Here is a 19169-nt window from a genome sequence, read left to right as displayed (position 1 = left end):
GGATGGTGGTCCGCCGCATTCCGGGAGCCCGGAAGTTCCTGCTCGTTTGCCGGATTTTTATCTTGGCCGCGCGCTCCGCTTACGCTCGGCGCATGGTCTCCCGCAGCACTCCGCCGTCCCCGAAGCGCCCCGTGGGCACCGTGACGCGCGGGACGACGAACCCGAACCGGCTGCGCCGCATGGACCGCTGGATCGCCGCCGCGCACGGGGCGGCGCTGCGCCGGGCGGACGCGCCGGTGGCGGTGGACCTGGGGTACGGGGCGGCGCCGTGGACGGCGGTGGAGCTGCTGGCGCGGCTGCGGGAGGCGGCGCCGGGGGTGCGGGTGGTCGGCATCGAGATCGAGCCGGCGCGGGTGGCGGGGGCGAAGCCGTACGAGCGGGAGGGGCTGAGTTTCCGGCACGGCGGCTTCGAGGTGCCGCTGGACGGCGGGGAGCGCCCGGCGCTGATCCGCGCGGCGAACGTACTGCGCCAGTACGACGAGGAGCAGGTCGCGGAGGTGTGGCAGCGGCTGTGCGGCCGGCTGGCGCCGGGCGGGATGCTGGTGGAGGGGACCTGCGACGAGATCGGCCGGCGGCACGTGTGGGTGGCGCTGGGGCCGGAGGGGCCGCGCACGGTGACGTTCGCGACGCGGCTGGGCTCGCTGGAGCGGCCGTCGGACCTGGCGGAGCGGCTGCCGAAGGCGCTGATCCACCGGAACGTGCCGGGTGAGCCGGTGTACGCGTTCCTGCGCGACTTCGACCGGGCGTGGGCGGCGGCCGCTCCGTACGCCTCCTACGGGGCGCGGCAGCGGTGGATCCGGACGGCGCGGGCGCTGGCCGCGGACTGGCCGCTGGCGGACGGTCCGGTGCGGTGGCGGCAGGGGGAACTGACGGTGCTGTGGGAGGCGTTGCGCCCGGCGGGGTGAACCTCGCGCGATGGGGAACCGGCGTCGGGGGTGGCCCGTTGAGTCGGCTGGGACGGTCGGGGTGTGGCCGGTCATGATCGGGGAGGCATCCGGAGGGTGTTGGAATTCACCGAGTCGTGGCACCATCCCGGTGACAGTGCCAAGTTACTGATGAATAGTCAGATCTGATGTCCGGTCCGGTTCGGCCTGTTCGGCCCGTTCGGTCTGGTTTCCGGCCGCCCGGCCGCCCGGGCTTCCGGTGACGTCGGTCTGACCTGGGGCGCCTGGGGGAGCCATGGGGACCGTGAAGCGAGCGTCGTCGCGTCGGCAGGGAGCGTCCGCTCTCACGCTGCTGTGCGCCATGGCGATACTGGCGGCCCCGGGGCTCGCGGGCACCGCGTACGCCGCTCCGGGCGCACCCTCGGCCCCCTCGGCCCCCTCGGCCCCCGCCGCGCCGGCGGCTCCCGCGCCCGAGCCGGGCGCCAAGTCCCTGGAGCAGGTCCGCAAGGAGATAGAGGACCTCTACCGGCAGGCCGGCACCGCGACGGACGCGTACAACCTCGCGGAGGGCGAGACGAAGGCGCAGTCCGAGCGCATCGTCCAGATCGCCAACCTGGTCGTGGCGGGCCAGGACCGGATCTCCTCCCTGAAGGACCGCGCGGGCGCCGCCGCCCGCGCCCAGTACCGCTCGGGCGGCCTGCCGCCGGGCGCGCGGCTGGCGTTGAGCGACAGCCCGGCCGACTTCCTGGACGGGACCGGCCGGTTGCGGCAGGGCGAGAAGGCCACCACGGACCTGCTGTCCGAACTGAACCGCACGCAGACGGACTTGGAACGGTACGCCAAGGAAGCGGGCGCGCTCTGGCAGAAGATGGAGGACAACAGGGCCAAGAAGGAAGCCGCCAAGAAGGAGATCGAGGCGAAGATCAAGGCGGCGGAGGCCCTGGAGAGCAGGCTGGAGGCCGAGGAGAAGGCCCGGCTGATCCAGCTGGAGCAGGAAGCGCAGTACAAGGCGCAGACGGCGTGGCTGTCGTCGGGCGCGATGAAGGACGTCAACGGCGCCGCCACGGACGCGGGCAAGCGGGCCGTGCAGTGGGCCACCGCGCAGATGGGGAAGCCGTACGTCTGGGGCGCGACGGGCCCGGACTCCTTCGACTGCTCCGGACTGACCTCGCAGGCCTGGCTGGCGGCCGGGCGGGGGATCCCGCGCACCTCGCAGGAGCAGCTGCGGCTGCTGCCGAAGGTGGCGGTGAAGGACATGCGGCCGGGGGACCTGATCATCTACTTCGACGACGCGAGCCACGTCGGCATGTACGTCGGCGACGGCGCGATGGTCCACGCCCCGCGGCCGGGCCGCACGGTGACGATGGCGGGCGCGGGCTCGATGCCGATCAAGGCGGTGGTCCGCCCCGACGCGTAAGCCCTGGCCGGGCGGTACACCACACCCGGGGCCATGACGGCCCCGGGTGTGGTGTACCGCCCCGGGAACCCCGCCCCGGGCTGCCGTCCCGGACCCCGGTACGGGCGCTCCGCCCCCAGAAGGGGTCCGGGGTCTCGGTGGGCGGGACGGGCGGGGGGTGGTTCGTGACGTTGGTCATCCCGGCGGCGCGGTTTTCCCCCGCGATAAGGGCATATGACGGCGGCCCTCCCCCGGCTCCCATTCCGCTCGCCCGTACCCGCCCGCTAGGGTCTGCCGCATGAGCGCACCTTCGGGGGGAGGCAAGGAACCGGAGACGATGCCCGTACCCGTACCGCGGCAGAGGGACACCCCGGCCACGGACAGCGGCCCCGCACCACAGGCGTCGCTGACGCTGCTGGTGGTGGAGGACGACCCCGCGGGCGGCCTCACCGTCCCCGAGATCCTCGACGCCGACGGCCACCGGATCCGGATCCGCAGCGCCCGCAACCTCACCGAGGCCGCGCGGCTGCTCACCCCCGACGTGCACTGCGTACTGCTCGACCTGGCCCTGCCCGGCCCCGACGAGGACGGCCTCGGCGCCCTGCGCGAGGTGCTCCGTATCGCCCCGCGCCACGCCGTGCTCGTCCTGACCGGCGAGGCCGACGCCGACCGCGCCGCCGAGGCCGTACGCGTGGGCGCCCAGGACTTCCTCTACCGCGACGAGCTCGACGGCCGGCTGCTGAGCCGGGCCATCCGCTACGCCGTGGAGAGAAAGCGGGCGGACATCGCCCAGTACAAGCTCGCAGAATCGAAACTTCGCGCCCAGGAGAACGCCCGTCTGGAACGCGGCCTGCTCCCCACTCCCCTGCTGGACGGCTCCGACCTCCGCTTCGCCGCCCGCTACCGCCCCGGCCGCAGCCGGGCCCTGCTCGGCGGAGACTTCTACGACACCGTCCGCACCCCCGACGGCACCGTCCACGCCATGATCGGCGACGTCTGCGGCCACGGCCCCGACGAGGCGGCCCTCGGCGTCGAGCTGCGCATCGCCTGGCGCGCCCTGACCCTGGCCGGGCTGTGCGGGGACGACCTGCTCGCCACCCTCCAGGAGGTCCTGGAGGTGGAGCGGCCCTGCGAGGAGATCTTCGCGACGCTGTGCACGGTGGACATCTCCCCGGACGGCCGGCGCGCGGGCCTGTGCCTGGCCGGGCATCCGGCCCCGCTGATATCCAGGCCGGGCAAGCCCGCGCGGCTGCTCCCGTACGAGAACAGCGGCCCGGCGCTCGGGCTGCTCCCCCGGGCGCGCTGGCCCCGCCGCCAGGTCGACCTGGGCGGCACCTGGAGCCTGATGCTCTACACCGACGGGCTCATCGAGGGCCGCGTCGGCAACGGCCGCGAGCGCCTCGGGCAGGACGGCATGGTGGAGATGATCAACCGCCACATCGAGCGCGGCCTGAGCGGCGAGGCGCTGCTGGAGGCGTCCGTCACCGAGGCCCGCCGCCTCAACGGGGGCGAGCTCACCGACGACGTCGCCGTGGTCCTGCTCTCCCGCGCGGCGGGATAGCAGCCGCCGGCTCAGCGGCCGCCGTTGTACGGCCCGTAGGGGCCGTCGCTGCTGCTGCCGCCGCGGCGCGGGCCGCCGCCCGAGACCTGCTTGAGTGCGGGGCGCACGTCGACGAAGAACACGATGCTCGCGACCAGGCCCGCGATCTGCAGGAACAGCATCCCGAGGAAGAAGTCCACGAGGACGGTCACCCCGAGGATGACCAGCCAGAAGGTCTTCGTCTGCTTGTCGGCGGCCCGGTAGGCGTCCTCGCGCGCCAGCAGCGCGAGCACGAAGGCCACGACGGCGAGCGCCAGCATGGCGTAGCCCAGCAACGGGAGCACCCCGTTATCGAACCCCTGCATCAGCATCGTCTCGACCGCCTTCTCGCATCCGGCACCACTGACTCCACGCTACCGCCGGAGCCGCCTTCCCAAACGACAACGAACCGGGCACCCGCCGGGTGCCCGGCCCGGAATCCGTTCGTTCAGGCCTCTTCGCCGGGCGTGGCGGCGGCCTTCTTGGCCGCGGCGCGGCGCGCGGCGGGCTTCTTGGCGGCGGGCTTCTCCTCGCCTGCGGCCTCTGCCGGGGCCTGCGCGGGCTCCGGCTCGACGACCTCGGCGATGTCCACGATCTCCTCGGCGACCTCGCCGCGCCAGGCCCGTACGGTCTGCTCGCCGTGCTCGGCGACCTTGTCGTAGGTCTCCTTGGCCCGGACGGCGTACTCGGCGGCCACGCCGACGCCGCGCAGCGCGAGGTCCTGGGCGGTCTCGCCGAGCTTCTTCGGGTCGATCGAGCCGAAGACCTCGGTGACCTTGGCCGTGACGGCCTCCTGCACGGCCTTCGGGTCGGTGTTCTTCACGGCCTCGATGCGCGCGGGGGCCTCGGCGCGCAGCTGCTCGATGAGCGCGGGCACCTTCTTGGCCTGCTGGACGGCGAGGTCGGCCGTGCCGGCGGCGAAGTAGAGGGGGGTGGGGTCGGTGAGGGTCTTCTTCAGGTCATCGGCGATGGCCATGTGCGGGTCCTCCCGGATCACAGTCAATTCGTAGGGGGCATCGCGGCGTCGTCGCCGGCGCTGTCGCTCTCGCCGCCGGGAGCCTCTTCGGCCTCCAGCGCGTTCTCCTTGCGGAACGCGTCGTAGATCTGGAGCAGCACCTGCTTCTGCCGCTCGTTGATCGACGGGTCGGAGAGGATGACGGCCCGCGTCTCCACCTCGTCCCGGTCCCGCTCGTCGAGGATCCCGGCCTGCACGTACAGCGTCTCCGCGGAGATCCGCAGCGCCTTGGCCAGCTGCTGGAGGATGTCCGCGCTCGGCTTGCGCAGCCCGCGCTCGATCTGGCTCAGGTACGGATTCGACACCCCCGCCGCGTCGGCCAGCTGCCGCAGCGAGAGCTGGGCCTGCCGCCGCTGCTCGCGGAGGTATTCGCCGAGGTTTCCGACGTTGAGCGATGCCATGCCCCGATCCTGCCGCACCCTGCTAACTATTGCAAGCGCTTGCTAGCAATAGCTCCCACACGGGGTGCGGGGGCCCTTGAGGCCACGGCCGCAGTGTTCCGGCCGGCTCCGGCACCCGTGACGCCGGGGCGGGCCCGGGCGGGCCCGGCCGGGCCCGCGACGTTGGCCCCGAACGGTCCGCCGCGCGGCGCACCGCCGGTGCTAGCTTGCGGGCGTGGACCTCTTCTCGCTGTCGTGGGCGGCGCTGCGCGCGGTGGTCGCCGGGCTCTCCGACGAGGACTTCGGGCGGCCGTCCGGCTGCCGGGGGTGGCTCGTGCGGGATCTGGTGTGCCATCTGGTCATCGACGCCCAGGACGTGCTGATCACCCTCGCCACGCCCTCCGACGCGGAGCCCACCCGGGACGCGGCGGGCTACTGGGAGGCCGGCGGGGCCCCCGGCGGGGAGGACCCGCTCGACGCGCTGACCGTGCGGCTGGCCGCCGCGTACGGGGAGCCGTGGCTGCTCAAGTTCCACCTCGACGACGTCGGTTCCGCCGCCGGGCGCGCCGGCGCCCTCGCGGATCCCTCGGCCCGGGTCGGCACCCGCGACCAGGTGCTCACCGCCGGCGACTACCTGTCCGCGTACGTCCTGGAGTGGACGCTGCACCACCTCGACCTGGTCGCGCACCTCCCGCACGCGCCGCGGCCGCCCGCCGAGGCCCTCGCCGGGGCCCGGGCGCTGCTGGAGCGGATCGCCGGGGCGGCGTTCCCGGCACGGTTCTCCGACGAGGACGCGCTGCTGGTCGGCACCGGCCGGCGCGCCCCGACGGCGGCCGAGGAGGCCGCGCTCCGGGAGGCCGGGGAGCTGGGCGCGCGGGTGCCGCTCGTCCTCGGCTAGACGCCGGGGTACCCACCTTTTTGTGGGTACTTGGCGGGCGGCCGCCGCCGGGCGAAGCTTGTCCAGCGGCCGGGAGGAAGGGGTTCAGGAGGCCGTGCGGCGGGCCTGCGCCATTCGGTCCAGCCGCTGGTGTCCCCAGTCGGACAGGGGTGCCACCGCCGCCGCGAGTGCCCGGCCGAAGTCGGTCAGGGAGTACTCGGTCTTCAACGGCAGTACGTCGTGCACCTCCCGGTGCACGATCTCGTCGGCCTCCATCTCGCGGAGCGCCTGGGTCAGCACCTTCTCGCTGAGGCCCGGCATCCGGCGCCGCAGCTCACCCGGACGCTGCGGGCCGTCCTCCAGCATCCAGAGCAGGTACGTCTTCCACTTCCCGTCGATCACCGCCATCGCGGCGGTGACTCCACAGACGTTCGGATCCTGGGCGCGGCTGCGCGTCATTCCCCTGCCCTCCCCTGGCTTGCCTTGTCCTGCCTTCGTACGACCTTTTCTCGTATCGCTCATATTTTCATGGGAGTTGAGCCATGTCTTCGTCCACCCGGTCCACCCGGTCCACCCAGCGGCCCACCGTCACCGTGCTCGGCCTCGGCCCGATGGGCCGGGCCCTGGCGGGCGCCTTCCTCGACGCCGGGCTGCGCACCACCGTCTGGAACCGCACCCCCGGCCGCGATCAGGAGCTCGTCGCACGGGGTGCGGTCGCCGCGCCGTCGGCGCAGGAGGCGGTCGCCGCCAGCGCGCTGACCGTGGTCTGCGTGGTCAACTACGACGCCGCCGACGCGATCCTGCGTCCCGACGCCGTCACCGCCGCCCTCAAGGGCCGCACCCTCGTCAACCTGACCGCCGACACCCCCGGCCGTGCCCGCGACACCGGCGCCTGGGCCGCCGACCACGGCATCCGCTACCTCGACGGCGCGATCATGACCCCGACCCCCAGCATCGGCACCCCGGACGCGGTGTTCATCCACAGCGGCCCCGAGGACCTCTACCGCGAGCACCAGCCGGTGCTGGACGTCCTCGGCGGCACCCACACCCACCTCGGGGAGGACATCGGCCGGGCGGCCGCGTACGACATCGCCCTGCTCGACGTCTTCTGGACCTCGATGGCCGGCTACGCCCACGCCCTGGCGGTCGCCAAGGCCGAGGGCGTCAGCGCCGGGGAACTGGCCCCGTTCGCCCAGGGGATCGCCGCGATCCTGCCGCCGCTCTTCGAGGAGTTCGCCGCCGACGTGGACAGCGGCAGCTACTCCGGCCGGCTCAACCCGCTGACCTCGGGCGCCTCGTCCATGGCCCACATCATCCACGCCTCCGAGGCGCACGGCATCGAAGCGGCCCTGATGCGCGCGACCGAGGGCCTGGCACAGCGGGCGATCGCCCACGGCCACGGCGGCGACGGCTTCATCCGCATCGCCGAACTCCTCGGCAGGACGGCCGTACCCGCCGGGGCGTGACACCCCCGCACGGCCCGCCGGAAAAGAATTCCGGCGGGCTGTCACATCCGTACGGGGCCGCGGGTCAAAGGGATGTCGCAGCAAGCGAGACCGCCCCGAAGGAGCCCACGATGTCCACCACCGCCACCGTCTTCACCATCGTCGCCGCCGTCATGGCCGGATACTCCGGCGTCTCTCTCCTCGCCCGCTCCAAGTACACCGTCGAGCCCCTCGTCCAGTACGGCGTCCCCCAGAGCTGGTGGAACCGGATGGCCGCCGCCAAGATCGCCGGCAGCATCGGCCTCCTCGTCGGGTTCGCCGTCCCCGCCATCGGAATCGCCGCCGGCATCGGCCTGGTGCTGTACTTCATCGGCGCCGTCATCACCACGCTGCGGGCCCGCGACTACGCCCACGTCGTCTTCCCGGTGATCTACTCCGCGCCGATGGCCGTCGCCCTCGCCCTGGCCGTCTGAGGCCGGGGCGGGGCGGCGGCCCCGCCGCCTCAGCCCTCCAGCACCGACAGGTCCAGCTCCTTGAGCCGGGCCAGGTCGGACAGCACGTCGATCGCCACGATCTTCCCGCCGACGACCGTGAAGGCCATGACCGCCACCGCGTTCGCCTTCGGTACGACGACCACCCCGGCCGCGCCGTTGACGAGCGCGGGCCGCACGAACGGCGTGAGCGCCCGATAGCTCGCGGCCTGGCTCGCCACCTCCCGCGCACCGGTGAAGACCACCGTCTGCCGGCCGCCCACACCCCCGTCGGAACGCAGCACCACGTCCGGATCGAGCACCGCGACCAGCGCCTCGAACTCCCCGTCCCGCGCGGCGGCGAAGAACGCGTCCACCGCCGCCCGCTGACGCGCGAGGTCCGCGTCGGGAGCCGGGGCCTGCCCCTGCACCTTGCGGCGCGCGCGACTGGCGAGCTGCCGGGTGGCGGCGGCGGACTTCTCGATCAGCGGCGCGATCTCGTCGAACGGCACCGCGAACATGTCGTGCAGGACGAACGCCAGCCGCTCCGCCGGAGCCAGCGACTCCATCACCACCATCAGCGCCAGCCCCACCGAGTCGGCGAGCAGCACCTCCTGCTCCGGATCGATCCGCCGCTCGGGACTGATGAGCGGGTCCGGGACCCGCGTCTCCAGCCGCTCGACCGGGTCCTCGCGCCGCGCCTCGCGCGAGCGCAGCAGGTTGAGGCAGATCCGCGAGACCACCGTCGTCAGCCAGCCGCCGAGGTTCTCGACCTCGCTCACGTCGGTGCGGTCCAGCCGCAGCCAGGCCTCCTGGACGGCGTCGTCGGCCTCGCTGAGCGAGCCGAGCATCCGGTAGGAGACCGCCCTCAGATGGCCTCGGTGCTCCTCGAACCGCTCCGTCAGCGAAGACCCGCCGCCCGCGCCCCCGCCCACATCCGTGACGTCCACGTCCGCCCCTCCCCTTCCTCGTCAGGCAGCCGGAGCCGGCGCCCGTCCGATGACCACCGTCGCGTACAGCTCCTCCGAGCTGACCGCCCGCACCACGAGACCACCCCCGGTCAGCGCGGACGCCGTCAGCGGCGCCTGCCTGGCACTGGTCTCGATCAGCAGGTGCCCGCCCGGCGCGAGCCACCCCAGCGCCTCCGCCGCGACCCGGCGGTGCACGTCCAGGCCGTCCGAGCCCCCGTCGAGGGAGACCAGCGGCTCGTGGTCGCGGGCCTCGGGCGGCATCAGCCCGATCTCCCCCGTCGGCACGTACGGGGCGTTGACCACCAGCACGTCCACCCGCCCCCGCAGCTGCGCCGGGAGCGCCGCGTACAGGTCGCCCTCCCACACCGCGCCCCCGTACGGGGCCACGTTGCGCCGCGCGTACTCCAGCGCCGCCGGGTCGATGTCCGCCGCGTGCAGCTCGACCCCGCCCGGGACCTGGGCCGCCACCGCCGCGCCGAGCGCGCCGACGCCGCAGCACAGGTCCAGCACCACCGCACCGGGGCGGGCCAGCTCCACCGCCTCCTGGACGAGGAACTCCGTGCGCCTGCGCGGTACGAACGCCCCCGCGCCCACCTCCACGCGCAGCCCGCAGAACTCCGCCCAGCCGACGACGTGCTCCAGCGGTTCGCCGTCCACCCGGCGGGCGACCATGCCCGCCAGGTGCCCGTCGTCGGTGGCGGCCGCGACCAGCAGGTCGGCCTCCTCCTCCGCGAAGACGCAGCCGGCCGCGCGCAGCCGTTCCACAATCGATGTCACGTAGCTCAATCCTCTTGGTTGTGCACAGCACCGGCATCCGAGGATCCCGGTGGCGACGATAGGCCCCCGACGGCGCCCGGACCCGGCCGGGCGGCCGGGTCCGTCATGTCCCCCGCCCGTCCGGGCCTCAGAAGACGTCCGGGCACCACGGCCGGCGCGCGGTACGGAACACCGCGTCGGCGAGCGCGACGGCCCCCGGCTCCAGCTCGGCGACCCGGCCCAGCGCGGCCAGCCGCACCGCCGACGCGTCACCGAGGTACAGGGACCCCAGCGCGGACACGTCGAGCCGCACACCGGCGGGCTCCTCGGTACGCGTGCACGTGCCGGCGCCCGCGTCCAGCCGGTAGCGGCCGCCCGCCGGGCCGGTGGGGTCGTCGACGTCCAGCACGAGCACCCCGGGCACCTCGTACGTCCGCGCGCCCAGCGCCCGTACGACGTCCAGGACGCGCACCCACAGGAAGTCCGCGGCCGACACCGGCCGGGCCGCCCGCGCGTCGGGCAGCAGCTCCGGCAGCAGGTCGTCGGGGGCTCGGTTGCCGGTGCGGACCTTCAGCACCCAGTCGATGGAACACAGGAAGTGCCACAGCGCCCGCTCGGCCTGCGGGGTCGCCGCGAGGAAGTCGACGACCTGGACGGTGTTCAGCGGGGTCTTCGCGTCCGTCCAGTGGTCGTCGGCCTGGTAGACGGCCAGCCCCGCCACCTCGCCGGCCGCGTCCCGGTACACGGCCTGCATCTTCTCCCTGTACGGGCGGTGCGACATCTGCTCCAGGCCCGTCTTCAGGCTCCACCAGCGCGCGTCCCGGTCGACCATGCCGTGGCGGGAGGCCCGCAGCCGCTCGTGCAGGGCGGGACCCACGCGCCGCACCTCGGCGGCGTCGACCAGGTCGATCCGGCCGCCGTCCACCGGCGCCGGGCGGCTGCGGTCCAGGCCGGTGCGGGCGACGTCGACCTCCCACTCGGCGTGGACGGTCGCGGCGCCGTAGCCGTAGCGCCCGTAGATCGGGTACTCGGCGGCGATCAGGGTGGACAGGACGTCACCGCGCGCGTGGGCGGCGGCCAGTTCGGCCTCCATCATGCGCGTCAGCACGCCCTGGCGGCGGTGGGTGGGCAGCACGGCCACGTTCGAGATCGCGCTGCTCCCGACGGCGGCGCCGCCGGGGACGGTCAGTTGCTGGGCGAAGGAGCGGAAGGTGGCGACGCACCGCCCGGTCTGCTTGTCGAAGGCCCCTTGTATGCGCGCGAGATCGCCGTTCGCGGCGCGCTGGGCCACATCGGATTCCGTCGGGATGACCGGGGTCAGGAAGCCCGTGTTCAGCGTGGTGAGCCAGGCAGGGAGTTCGGATGCGGCGATCGGCCGCACATCAGCGCTCATAACCGGCCACGCTAACCGCCGCTCCCGGGCCCGGTCGCCCCAATTTCGCCGCCGCCCGGACCGCGCCCACGCCTACTCCTACGCCAGCAGGTCGTCCACCTGCGCCTCGCCCTCGCGGTACCGGCGGGTGATCTCCGCGCTGGAGTCGTCGGCCATCCGCTGGAGCTGCTGCCGGCGCCGCGAGACCTGCTGCTCGTAGCGGACCAGCCGGCCCATCGCGTCGTGCAACTCCCCGTCGGTGCGGGCCTCCAGGTCGGACAGCTCCACGTCGGACAGCATCTCCGCCGCCAGCAGCCGGTACTCCTCGTTGTGCGGGGTGCCGAGGGTGACGTGCCGGGCGGAGGCGCTGCGGGTCGACGGGGCGTCGGCGAGGATCTCCGAGAGCCGGTCCACCACCGGCGCCTCGGGGTCCGTACGACGGGCCAGCTCGGCGCGCAGGATGTCGATGCGGCCCTGCAGGAGTCTGCGTACGTAGCTCAGGTCGGCCTCGTCGCGCTGCGCGTCGCGCCGCATCGCGCGCAGCTCGGGCAGGCCGAGGGCGGTGGCGGGGGTGGTCGGCCCCAGCGGCTCGCCGGTGCGCTGCGCGGGAGGCCGCCCCGTGATGCCCGCGGGGGTGTCCGGAGCGGGTGACGCGGGTGCAGGTGCGGAGGTACCAGAAGTGTTCATGACGTTGTATCCGTCCCCTCGACCGGTGCTGGGGGCACCGCCTGCGTGCATCGTGCCACTCTCCGTGGTGCGTACGCAGTCCCAGTCCACCCGATCGGCCCCGGACGGGTGCAAGCCTGGTACACAGGTGGTATGCGAGCAGTGGTGCAGAGGGTGGACGGCGCGAGCGTCGTGGTGGCCGGGGAGACGGTCGGCGAGATCGTCGGCGAGGGGCTGTGCGTGCTGGTGGGGGTGACCCACGACGACACCCCGGAGAAGGCGGCGCTGCTGGCGCGCAAGCTGTGGTCCGTGCGGATCCTGGAGGCGGAGAAGTCCTGCAGTGACGTGGACGCGCCGCTGCTGGTGATCTCGCAGTTCACGCTGTACGGGGACGCCCGCAAGGGCCGTCGCCCCACGTGGAACGCGGCCGCGCCCGGGCCGGTGGCCGAGCCGCTGGTCGACGAGGTCGTGGCGCAGCTGCGGGCGCTGGGCGCGACGGTGGCGACGGGGCGGTTCGGCGCGGACATGCGGGTCTCGCTGACGAACCACGGCCCGTTCACCATCGTCATCGACATCTGAGCCTCAGGAAGCCGCAGGGCTCCTACGGGGCTACGACGACCTCCTGCGCGGCGGCCGTGTTCCCGGCCAGCAGCGGGGCGTCGACCGGGACGTTCCGCTTGACCAGGGCGAGTGCGATCGGGCCGAGCTCGTGGTGGCGCACGGCCGTGGTGACGAAGCCGAGCTGGCGGCCGTCCTCGCCGTCCGCGGCGAGGCGTACGGGTGTCCCGTGCGCGGGGAGCAGCACCTCGGAGCCGTCCAGGTGCAGGAAGACCAGGCGGCGCGGGGGCTTCCCCAGGTTGTGGACGCGGGCCACCGTCTCCTGGCCCCGGTAGCAGCCCTTCTGGAGGTGCACGGCGGTGCCGATCCAGCCCAGCTCGTGCGGGATGGTGCGGTGGTCGGTCTCCAGGCCGACGCGCGGGCGGTGGGCCTCGACGCGCAGGGCCTCGTAGGCGAGGAGCCCGGCGGCGGGGCCGTGGGCGGCGGCGAAGGCCTCCAGCTGCGGGCGGGGCAGGAAGACGTCCCGGCCGTACGCCGTCTCGCGTACGACGTGCTCCTTCGCCACCTCGGCGATGGAGCCGGCCGGGAGGTGGACGACGGCGAAGTCGTCCGTGCGGTCGGCGACTTCGACGCGGTAGAAGAACTTCATCGACTCCAGGTAGCCGAGGAGCGCCTCCTCGGTGCCGGGCTCGACGTGCGCCCAGACCGTCTCGCCGTCGTCGACGAGGTAGAGGGCGTGCTCGATGTGCCCGTTCGCGGAGAGGATCAGCGCCTCGGTGGCCTGTCCGGCGGGGAGGTCGCTGACGTGCTGGGTGAGCAGCAGGTGCAGCCAGCTCAGCCGGTCCGCTCCGGTGACGGTGACGACCCCGCGGTGGGACAGGTCGACGAAGCCGCGGCCGTCGGCGAGGGCGCGCTGTTCGCCGTAGAGCTCTCCGTAGTGGGCGGCGACGCCCTCGTCACGGCCTTCGGCCGCTACGGCGCCGGGGAGATGGAGCAAGGGGCTGCTGGTCATGCCACCAGCCTACGACCCCGCTACGCGGAGCCCTCCTGGCGCTTGGCCGCCGCGCACTTCTCGCAGAGCCCGAAGATCGCGAAGTGCTTCATGTCGGTCTCGAAGCCGAAGGTGGCGCGCAGCTTCGCCGTGAACTCGTCGGCGATGCCCACGTCGGCCTCGATGACGCCGGTGCATTCGCGGCAGACGAGGTGGATGTGGTGGTGCCGGTCGGCGAGGTGGTAGGTGGGGGCTCCGTGCCCGAGGTGGGCGTGGGAGACCAGTCCGAGCTCCTCCAGGAGCTCCAGGGTCCGGTAGACGGTGGAGATGTTCACCCCGGAGGCCGTCTTGCGGACCTCCACGAGGATCTCGTCGGGGCTGGCGTGCTCCAGGGCGTCGACCGCTTCGAGCACGAGCTGCCGCTGCGGTGTCAGCCGGTAGCCGCGCTGCCGCAGATCGCTCTTCCAGTCGGTGGTCACCACCCGGCCAGTGTAAGCGCGGAAAGGGGACCGCGGTCAGCCCGCGGTCCCCTTCCTGATGCCTGTGCCCGGGGGAGGCTCAGCGGAAGAAGGCGATGCCGTCTTCCGGGAGCTCCGGGAGGTTGCGCGCCATGTCGGCGATCTCCTCCGGGGTGACGACCTTCTTGAGCTGGGCCGACTTGTACGGGCGCAGCTCGACGTCGGGGGTGGCCTTCTCCCCGACCCACATCAGGTCGCCCTTCACGTACCCGTAGAGGCGCTTGCCGCCGCTGTGCGGGCGAGCGGTGGCCGTACGCGCCACAGCGTCGGTGACCAGGTCGATCTGGGGCTTCTGGTCGGCGAGCTCTCCGTACCAGATCTCGACGACGCCCTGGTCGCGGACCATGACGATCTCGACCTTGCGGTCCTTGTCGATGCGCCAGTAGCCCGACTCGGACTCCAGGGGGCGCACCTTGTTGCCCTCGGCGTCGAGCACCCAGGTGTGGGAGTGGTACTCCAGGAAGTCCCGGCCGTCGTGGCTGAAGACGATTTCCTGGCCGAAGTTGCACTTCTCCTCGCCGGGGTAGTCGAACACGCCGGCGCCTTCCCAGGTGCCGAGGAGGAAGGCGAGGGGGACGAGGCCCGGGTTCAGGTCGGACGGGATCTGGATCATGGTTGGCTGCTCAGGCGATCTGTGGGAGGGGTTCCGGGGCGGTCGGCTGGGCGGATGCTCAGCGCTGACCCTGGTACAGCTTCTTGACGGCCAGGCCGGTGAAGGCGAGGACGCCGACGCAGACCAGGACCAGCAGGGAGGTGAAGACTGCCTCAAGCACGGGGTGCTCCTCGGAGGATTCGGTGCGGGTGGACGGGGCCGGTCCCCAAGCCTACTGGCCCGGGGCCCGGCGCACCGTGTGAGGTAGGCCGTAGCGGTTCAGTGGAGCAGCCGGTCCTGGAGGATCACCGTCTGGTGGAGCGGTACGGCCAGGGCGCCGCCCTTGCGGGTCTGGAGGATCACCGCCCGGACGTCGCCCTTCTCGACGCAGCCGACCCTGGTCTGCTCGTCGCCGAAGGGGACGGACTCCTTCCGTGCCCCGCGCCGCCGCGGCCGCACGACGATAGGCGGCGTTCAGTCTTCCGGACGCCGCTTTCCGTCCAGTTCGTCCCACCACTCGTCCGATTTCGGATCGCCCGAGGGGTCGTCCCACCAGCGGTCTTCCGGCCCCCGCCGGTTCGCCACCATCGCGGCGACCGGCGGAATGACCATGGCGACCACGCACAGCGCGACCGCGGCCTCCACCGAGAAAAGCCGCACGAAGGACCAGGCGGAGACGAAAAGGAAGAGGCATCCGCCCATCAGCAGGAAATACGCCCGCCGGCGCCGCGCGTACATGTTTCCAGCGTAGGGCGGGCCACTGCGGGCACAAGGGCGGACGGCGCGAAGGGCCGCACCCCGTTCCAGTGGCGTCCAACCCCCGGGGGTGCGGCCCTTCGGCCGGTTCAGCTGTCGGTCCGCAGCGGCAGACCTCGGTGTGTCAGACCGCGATGGCGACGTCCGTCACGCCGCCGGCCTCGGCGACCACGACGGCGCGGTCGGCCTGGGCACCCGGGACGAGCGCCCGCAGCGTCCAGGAGCCGGTGGCCGCGTAGAAGCGGAACTGGCCGGTCGCGGAGGTCGGGACCTCGGCGGTGAACTCGCCGGTCGAGTCCAGCAGGCGGACGTAGCCGCTGATGGGCTCGCCGTCCTTGGTCACCTGGCCCTGGATCGCGGTCTCACCGGGCTTCAGCGTCGCGAGGTCGGGCCCGCCGATCTGTGCTCCACACATGTTCTCTGTCCTGTCCTGGAGAGGTTCTGCTGCTACGGAGGCGGGCGTCGCGTGCCCGGCCGGGATTACTTGTTGGGGCCGAGCTCGATCGGCACGCCGACCAGCGAGCCGTACTCGGTCCAGGAGCCGTCGTAGTTCTTGACGTTCTCCTGGCCCAGGAGCTCGTGCAGCACGAACCACGTGAGCGCGGAGCGCTCGCCGATGCGGCAGTAGGCGATGGTGTCCTTCGCCAGGTCCACCTGCTCGGCCTCGTAGAGGGCGGTCAGCTCCTCGTCGGACTTGAAGGTGCCGTCGTCGTTGGCGTTCTTCGACCACGGGATGTTGCGGGCGCTCGGCACGTGGCCGGGGCGCTGCGACTGCTCCTGCGGGAGGTGCGCCGGGGCGAGCAGCTTGCCGGAGAACTCGTCGGGCGAACGCACGTCGACCAGGTTCAGGGAGCCGATCGCGGCCACGACGTCGTCGCGGAAGGCGCGGATCGAGGTGTCCTGGGCCTTGGCCTTGTACTCGGTGGCCGGGCGGTTCGGGACGTCCTTGCCGTCGACCAGGTCGCGGGAGTCGAGCTCCCACTTCTTGCGGCCGCCGTCGAGGAGCTTCACGTCCTGGTGGCCGTAGAGCTTGAAGTACCAGTAGGCGTAGGACGCGAACCAGTTGTTGTTGCCGCCGTAGAGGACGACGGTGTCGTCGTTGGAGATGCCCTTGGCGGAGAGGAGCTTCTCGAAGCCCTCCTGGTCCACGAAGTCACGGCGGACCGGGTCCTGGAGGTCCTGCTTCCAGTCGATCCGGACGGCGTTGGTGATGTGGTTCTTGTCGTACGCGGACGTGTCCTCGTCCACCTCGACGATCACGACGTTGGCGTCGTTCAGGTGGGCTTCGACCCAGTCGGCGTCTACGAGGACGTCGCTGCGGCTCATGGTGTTCTCCTCCGGGGCAGTTGCGGCGGGGCTGTGCTGGGGCTGCTGCGAAGCGGGCTGTGCTGGTGCGTGCCGTTCCGGGTGCGGCTCTCGGGCCCTGCGCGGGGAGGCGTCAGGGGGCAGGAGGCTGGTGCGCGGCGGTGCGGTCACGCGGATGAAGGGCCGTCGGTCCGGCCGGTGGAGCGGAAGGCTCACACCTCACATGGAGCGACAGAGCATGGCGGCGACGCGACACAGGTCCACTGCCCGCCGCTTCGTGAGGTCCGCCTGCTGATGCTTCATAGCCATGGATCGTAGGGACGAACCGGCCGCCCTGTCACCGGCGTGTCATATACCGAGACAGGATCGTCCGCATTTCGGGATGAGAAAGCCCCGGACGGCCTTCCGGCGGCCTTCCGGGGCTGGTCGGGCGGCCCGTCCTTCTGCGGATCGGACCGCCCCGTCTCACGATCCGGCCAGGGACACGTCCGAACCGCTCAGGGTGAGGTGCACACCGGACTCGTCCGAGGTCAGCGAGGAGAGCTTGAGCCCGGCCGGCAGGCCGTCGTCGATGCGGCGGTCGAAGTCGGTCCGCTTGCGCACCGCGGTCTCGATCCCCGGGATGCCCCCGCCCGGGACGGAGTCCGCCCGCACCCGGACGACCTTGGAACCGCCGGAGTCGACGAGGGCGACGGTCGACACCACGCTGTGGGTGACGGTCTTGCCGAGGAAGTCCAGGGTCGCGGTGACCTTCACCTTGTTCGGCGCCCCGCCGTAGGTGAGGACCACGCCGTTCTGGGAGGCCTTGGTGAGGTCCTCGTACGAGATCAGCGCGGTGCCCTCGGCCCGCTTGGCCGTACCGCCGTTGTAGCCCTCGTTCAGCTTCACCTCGTGGAACGAGGCCTTGAGCTCCGAGAGCCGCGTCTTGCGGCCGTCGGCGGTGACGTCGACGCCCCCGAGCTTCAGGTCGACCTGCTCCAGGTCGCGGCTGAGCGCCTGGGTCAGGAAGGGGAAGCCGTGGATCTCCACCTCGGCACTGCCCGCGAGGCCCTGGCGGGACCGGACCTGCTCGGCCAGCCGGTTCTCGGCGTAGCCGACCGCCCAGCGGTCGACGCCCACGAACAGACCCCCCAGCACCACGCCGATGATCACCACGACACGTATGAAACGCACGTGTCCCTCCCCCAACTAGTCGGTACGTACGTTCTAGTGGACCATGATCGGCCGTGAGGGCGGTGTCAGCGGCGTGGCTCCCGCGAACCGGGTGTCAGCCCACCACCCGGCCCATCAGGTAGACGGCGGGGGCCGCGGCGGCCAGCGGCAGCGCGACACCGGCCGTCATGTGGACGAACTTGGACGGGTAGTCGTACGCGGCCACGCGCAGCCCGATCAGGGCGCACACCCCGGCCGCGAGGCCCACCAGGGCCCCGCCCGCGCCCAGCCCGGTCAGCCCGCCCACCGCGATGCCCGCACCGGCCGCGGCGGCCAGCGAGACGCCGACGGAGGCCGGGGTGGGCAGCGGCAGGGCCCGTGCGAACACGGCGACCGCGACGGCGGCGGCGCCGGTGGTCACCGGCTCCCGGTCCGCGGCGAGGAAGCCCGCGCAGACGATGGCCAGCGCGGCGGAGGCCACCGAGGCCATCAGCCCGTACATCCGCTCGTCGGGGTCCGCGTGGCTGCGCAGCTGGAGCACCAGCGTCAGCAGCACCCAGGCCCCGAGCGTGCCGATGATCGCGCCGGGGGCGTACGTGCGGTCCAGCGCGAGCACCGCGCCGTCGGCGACGAGGGCTCCGGCGAAGGCCAGGACGATGCCCTGGCGGGCCGGCCACATGCCGTTGAGGCGGAACCAGCCGGCCGCGGTGAGCCCCTGGAGGGCGATCAGCGGGACGAGCAGCGCCCACTGGCCGACCGCCGCGGCACCGGCCATCAGCAGGCCGAGGGCGGCGGTCAGTATCGCCGACTGCGGACCGGGGTCGATGATCGGCGACCGGCCCTCGGCGCGGGCCTGCGCGGGGTCGACGGCGCGCAGGGTGTTGCCGCCGAGGGTCGGCGGCGAGTACTCGGCGGACGGGCCGGTCTGCGGCTGCGACTGCGGCTGCGGCTGCGGCTCCGACGGGACCGGGGGCAGGTACGCGGTCTGCTCGGCCGCCCCGGCGGAATCCCGCACCGGCGGCAGGTACGCCGTCTCGGCGGCGGCCGGGGCGCCCGCGGACCACGCGTCCGGCGCGGGGGCCTGCGGCTGCACCGGCGGCAGGTACGCGGTCTGCTCGGCCGCCCCGGCGGGCTCCCGCACGGGCGGCAGGTAGGCCGTCTCTGCGGCGGCGGAGGCGCCCGCGGAACCGGCGCCCCGGGGCTCGTCGCGGAACCAGCCGTCCGGCGCGGCGCCCTGCGGCTGCACCGGGGGCAGGTACGCGGTCTGCTCGGCCGCCCCGGCGGACTCCCGCACGGGCGGCAGGTACGCCGTCTCTGCGGCGGCCGCGGAGGGCGCACCGCCCCCGGTGGCGTCCGGCCACGGCACGGCCGGCGCCTGCGGCTGCTGCGGCTGCACCTGGGCCGGCTCGTCGCGGAACCAGCTGTCGGGCACGGCGGACTGCGGCTGCTGCTGGGCCGGCACGGGCGGCAGGTACGCCGTCTGCGC

Annotated in this window: 25 protein-coding genes; 7 read left to right on the top strand and 18 right to left on the bottom strand. The window is 73.1% G+C overall.

The window, feature by feature from the left end:
• The first annotated feature begins 92 nt into the window (after positions 1–92).
• From ACZ7IF_RS21245 to ACZ7IF_RS21235, 3 genes are all read left to right on the top strand, one after another.
• Positions 93–905 carry a class I SAM-dependent methyltransferase gene (locus ACZ7IF_RS21245; protein ID WP_470973443.1) on the top strand — a complete coding sequence of 271 codons (813 nt, stop codon included), beginning with the start codon at positions 93–95 and terminating at the stop codon, positions 903–905.
• Between the two features lie 274 nt (positions 906–1179).
• Positions 1180–2301, top strand: a complete 1122-nt coding sequence (locus ACZ7IF_RS21240) for a C40 family peptidase (protein WP_470973440.1) — start codon at positions 1180–1182, stop codon at positions 2299–2301.
• A gap of 277 nt (positions 2302–2578) precedes the next feature.
• Positions 2579–3841: a PP2C family protein-serine/threonine phosphatase gene (locus ACZ7IF_RS21235; RefSeq protein WP_470973437.1), complete on the top strand. Its 1263-nt coding sequence runs from the start codon at positions 2579–2581 to the stop codon at positions 3839–3841.
• 11 nt (positions 3842–3852) lie between these two features.
• Here ACZ7IF_RS21235 and ACZ7IF_RS21230 read toward each other — a convergent pair whose 3' ends face one another.
• The 3 genes from ACZ7IF_RS21230 to ACZ7IF_RS21220 all read right to left on the bottom strand — a co-directional run bounded on the left by ACZ7IF_RS21230 (position 3853) and on the right by ACZ7IF_RS21220 (position 5275).
• Positions 3853–4191: a DUF2516 family protein gene (locus ACZ7IF_RS21230; RefSeq protein ID WP_405979508.1), complete on the bottom strand. Its 339-nt coding sequence runs from the start codon at positions 4189–4191 to the stop codon at positions 3853–3855.
• 116 nt (positions 4192–4307) lie between these two features.
• Positions 4308–4835 (bottom strand): hypothetical protein, encoded by a 528-nt coding sequence (locus ACZ7IF_RS21225; RefSeq protein ID WP_470973433.1) that lies wholly within the window; start codon positions 4833–4835, stop codon positions 4308–4310.
• Between the two features lie 23 nt (positions 4836–4858).
• Positions 4859–5275, bottom strand: coding sequence for a helix-turn-helix domain-containing protein (locus ACZ7IF_RS21220; RefSeq protein WP_470973430.1), 417 nt, complete (start codon positions 5273–5275; stop codon positions 4859–4861).
• 214 nt (positions 5276–5489) lie between these two features.
• On the opposite strand from ACZ7IF_RS21220, the gene ACZ7IF_RS21215 reads away from it, so the two are divergent.
• Positions 5490–6152, top strand: a complete 663-nt coding sequence (locus ACZ7IF_RS21215; protein ID WP_470973428.1) for a maleylpyruvate isomerase N-terminal domain-containing protein — start codon at positions 5490–5492, stop codon at positions 6150–6152.
• Positions 6153–6236: 84 nt separating this feature from the next.
• Here the strand turns inward: ACZ7IF_RS21215 and ACZ7IF_RS21210 are convergent, their stop codons facing one another.
• Positions 6237–6590, bottom strand: coding sequence for a winged helix-turn-helix transcriptional regulator (locus ACZ7IF_RS21210; protein WP_470973425.1), 354 nt, complete (start codon positions 6588–6590; stop codon positions 6237–6239).
• An 83-nt stretch (positions 6591–6673) separates the two neighbouring features.
• On the opposite strand from ACZ7IF_RS21210, the gene ACZ7IF_RS21205 reads away from it, so the two are divergent.
• Entirely contained in the window at positions 6674–7597 is a 924-nt protein-coding gene (locus ACZ7IF_RS21205) for an NAD(P)-dependent oxidoreductase (protein WP_470973422.1), read from the top strand.
• A 110-nt stretch (positions 7598–7707) separates the two neighbouring features.
• Positions 7708–8049, top strand: a complete 342-nt coding sequence (locus ACZ7IF_RS21200; protein ID WP_470973419.1) for a DoxX family protein — start codon at positions 7708–7710, stop codon at positions 8047–8049.
• Between the two features lie 29 nt (positions 8050–8078).
• Here the strand turns inward: ACZ7IF_RS21200 and ACZ7IF_RS21195 are convergent, their stop codons facing one another.
• The 4 genes from ACZ7IF_RS21195 to ACZ7IF_RS21180 all read right to left on the bottom strand — a co-directional run bounded on the left by ACZ7IF_RS21195 (position 8079) and on the right by ACZ7IF_RS21180 (position 11832).
• On the bottom strand, positions 8079–8996 hold the full coding sequence (locus tag ACZ7IF_RS21195; RefSeq protein WP_470973416.1) for a sigma-70 family RNA polymerase sigma factor: 918 nt from the start codon (positions 8994–8996) through the stop codon (positions 8079–8081).
• Positions 8997–9017: 21 nt separating this feature from the next.
• Positions 9018–9803 carry a putative protein N(5)-glutamine methyltransferase gene (locus ACZ7IF_RS21190; RefSeq protein WP_470973413.1) on the bottom strand — a complete coding sequence of 262 codons (786 nt, stop codon included), beginning with the start codon at positions 9801–9803 and terminating at the stop codon, positions 9018–9020.
• A 118-nt stretch (positions 9804–9921) separates the two neighbouring features.
• Positions 9922–11166, bottom strand: a complete 1245-nt coding sequence (locus tag ACZ7IF_RS21185; RefSeq protein ID WP_470973410.1) for a GNAT family N-acetyltransferase — start codon at positions 11164–11166, stop codon at positions 9922–9924.
• Between the two features lie 78 nt (positions 11167–11244).
• Positions 11245–11832: an RsiG family protein gene (locus ACZ7IF_RS21180; RefSeq protein ID WP_470973408.1), complete on the bottom strand. Its 588-nt coding sequence runs from the start codon at positions 11830–11832 to the stop codon at positions 11245–11247.
• Between the two features lie 132 nt (positions 11833–11964).
• Here ACZ7IF_RS21180 and dtd point away from each other — a divergent pair, with 132 nt between their 5' ends.
• Positions 11965–12390 (top strand): D-aminoacyl-tRNA deacylase, encoded by a 426-nt coding sequence (dtd, locus tag ACZ7IF_RS21175; protein WP_330331718.1) that lies wholly within the window; start codon positions 11965–11967, stop codon positions 12388–12390.
• A 22-nt stretch (positions 12391–12412) separates the two neighbouring features.
• On the opposite strand, the gene ygfZ is transcribed toward dtd, so the two are convergent.
• The 10 genes from ygfZ to ACZ7IF_RS21125 all read right to left on the bottom strand — a co-directional run bounded on the left by ygfZ (position 12413) and on the right by ACZ7IF_RS21125 (position 18986).
• Positions 12413–13381 carry a CAF17-like 4Fe-4S cluster assembly/insertion protein YgfZ gene (ygfZ, locus tag ACZ7IF_RS21170; RefSeq protein WP_470973403.1) on the bottom strand — a complete coding sequence of 323 codons (969 nt, stop codon included), beginning with the start codon at positions 13379–13381 and terminating at the stop codon, positions 12413–12415.
• A 20-nt stretch (positions 13382–13401) separates the two neighbouring features.
• On the bottom strand, positions 13402–13842 hold the full coding sequence (locus ACZ7IF_RS21165) for a Fur family transcriptional regulator (protein WP_470973399.1): 441 nt from the start codon (positions 13840–13842) through the stop codon (positions 13402–13404).
• A 76-nt stretch (positions 13843–13918) separates the two neighbouring features.
• Positions 13919–14491: a heme-binding beta-barrel domain-containing protein gene (locus ACZ7IF_RS21160; RefSeq protein WP_470973396.1), complete on the bottom strand. Its 573-nt coding sequence runs from the start codon at positions 14489–14491 to the stop codon at positions 13919–13921.
• 258 nt (positions 14492–14749) lie between these two features.
• Positions 14750–14929, bottom strand: coding sequence for a hypothetical protein (locus ACZ7IF_RS21155; RefSeq protein ID WP_470973393.1), 180 nt, complete (start codon positions 14927–14929; stop codon positions 14750–14752).
• Between the two features lie 15 nt (positions 14930–14944).
• Entirely contained in the window at positions 14945–15277 is a 333-nt protein-coding gene (locus tag ACZ7IF_RS21150; protein WP_470973622.1) for a DUF3099 domain-containing protein, read from the bottom strand.
• Positions 15278–15350: 73 nt separating this feature from the next.
• Positions 15351–15641 (bottom strand): DUF1416 domain-containing protein, encoded by a 291-nt coding sequence (locus tag ACZ7IF_RS21145; protein WP_007265476.1) that lies wholly within the window; start codon positions 15639–15641, stop codon positions 15351–15353.
• Positions 15642–15706: 65 nt separating this feature from the next.
• Positions 15707–16552, bottom strand: a complete 846-nt coding sequence (locus ACZ7IF_RS21140) for a sulfurtransferase (protein ID WP_007265475.1) — start codon at positions 16550–16552, stop codon at positions 15707–15709.
• A gap of 198 nt (positions 16553–16750) precedes the next feature.
• The gene (locus ACZ7IF_RS21135) at positions 16751–16834 is read right to left on the bottom strand and encodes a putative leader peptide (protein ID WP_350206375.1); all 84 of its coding nucleotides are present in this window, start codon (positions 16832–16834) and stop codon (positions 16751–16753) included.
• A 162-nt stretch (positions 16835–16996) separates the two neighbouring features.
• Positions 16997–17704, bottom strand: a complete 708-nt coding sequence (locus ACZ7IF_RS21130) for an LmeA family phospholipid-binding protein (protein WP_470973390.1) — start codon at positions 17702–17704, stop codon at positions 16997–16999.
• Between the two features lie 94 nt (positions 17705–17798).
• Complete coding sequence (locus ACZ7IF_RS21125) at positions 17799–18986, bottom strand: hypothetical protein (RefSeq protein WP_470973620.1); 1188 nt, start codon at positions 18984–18986, stop codon at positions 17799–17801.
• Between the last annotated feature and the right edge of the window lie 183 nt (positions 18987–19169).

Source organism: Streptomyces sp. NPDC037421, from assembly GCF_055602105.1.
Note: the sequence above shows the minus strand (reverse complement) of the source record. Positions and strands in the feature narration are given on the sequence as shown.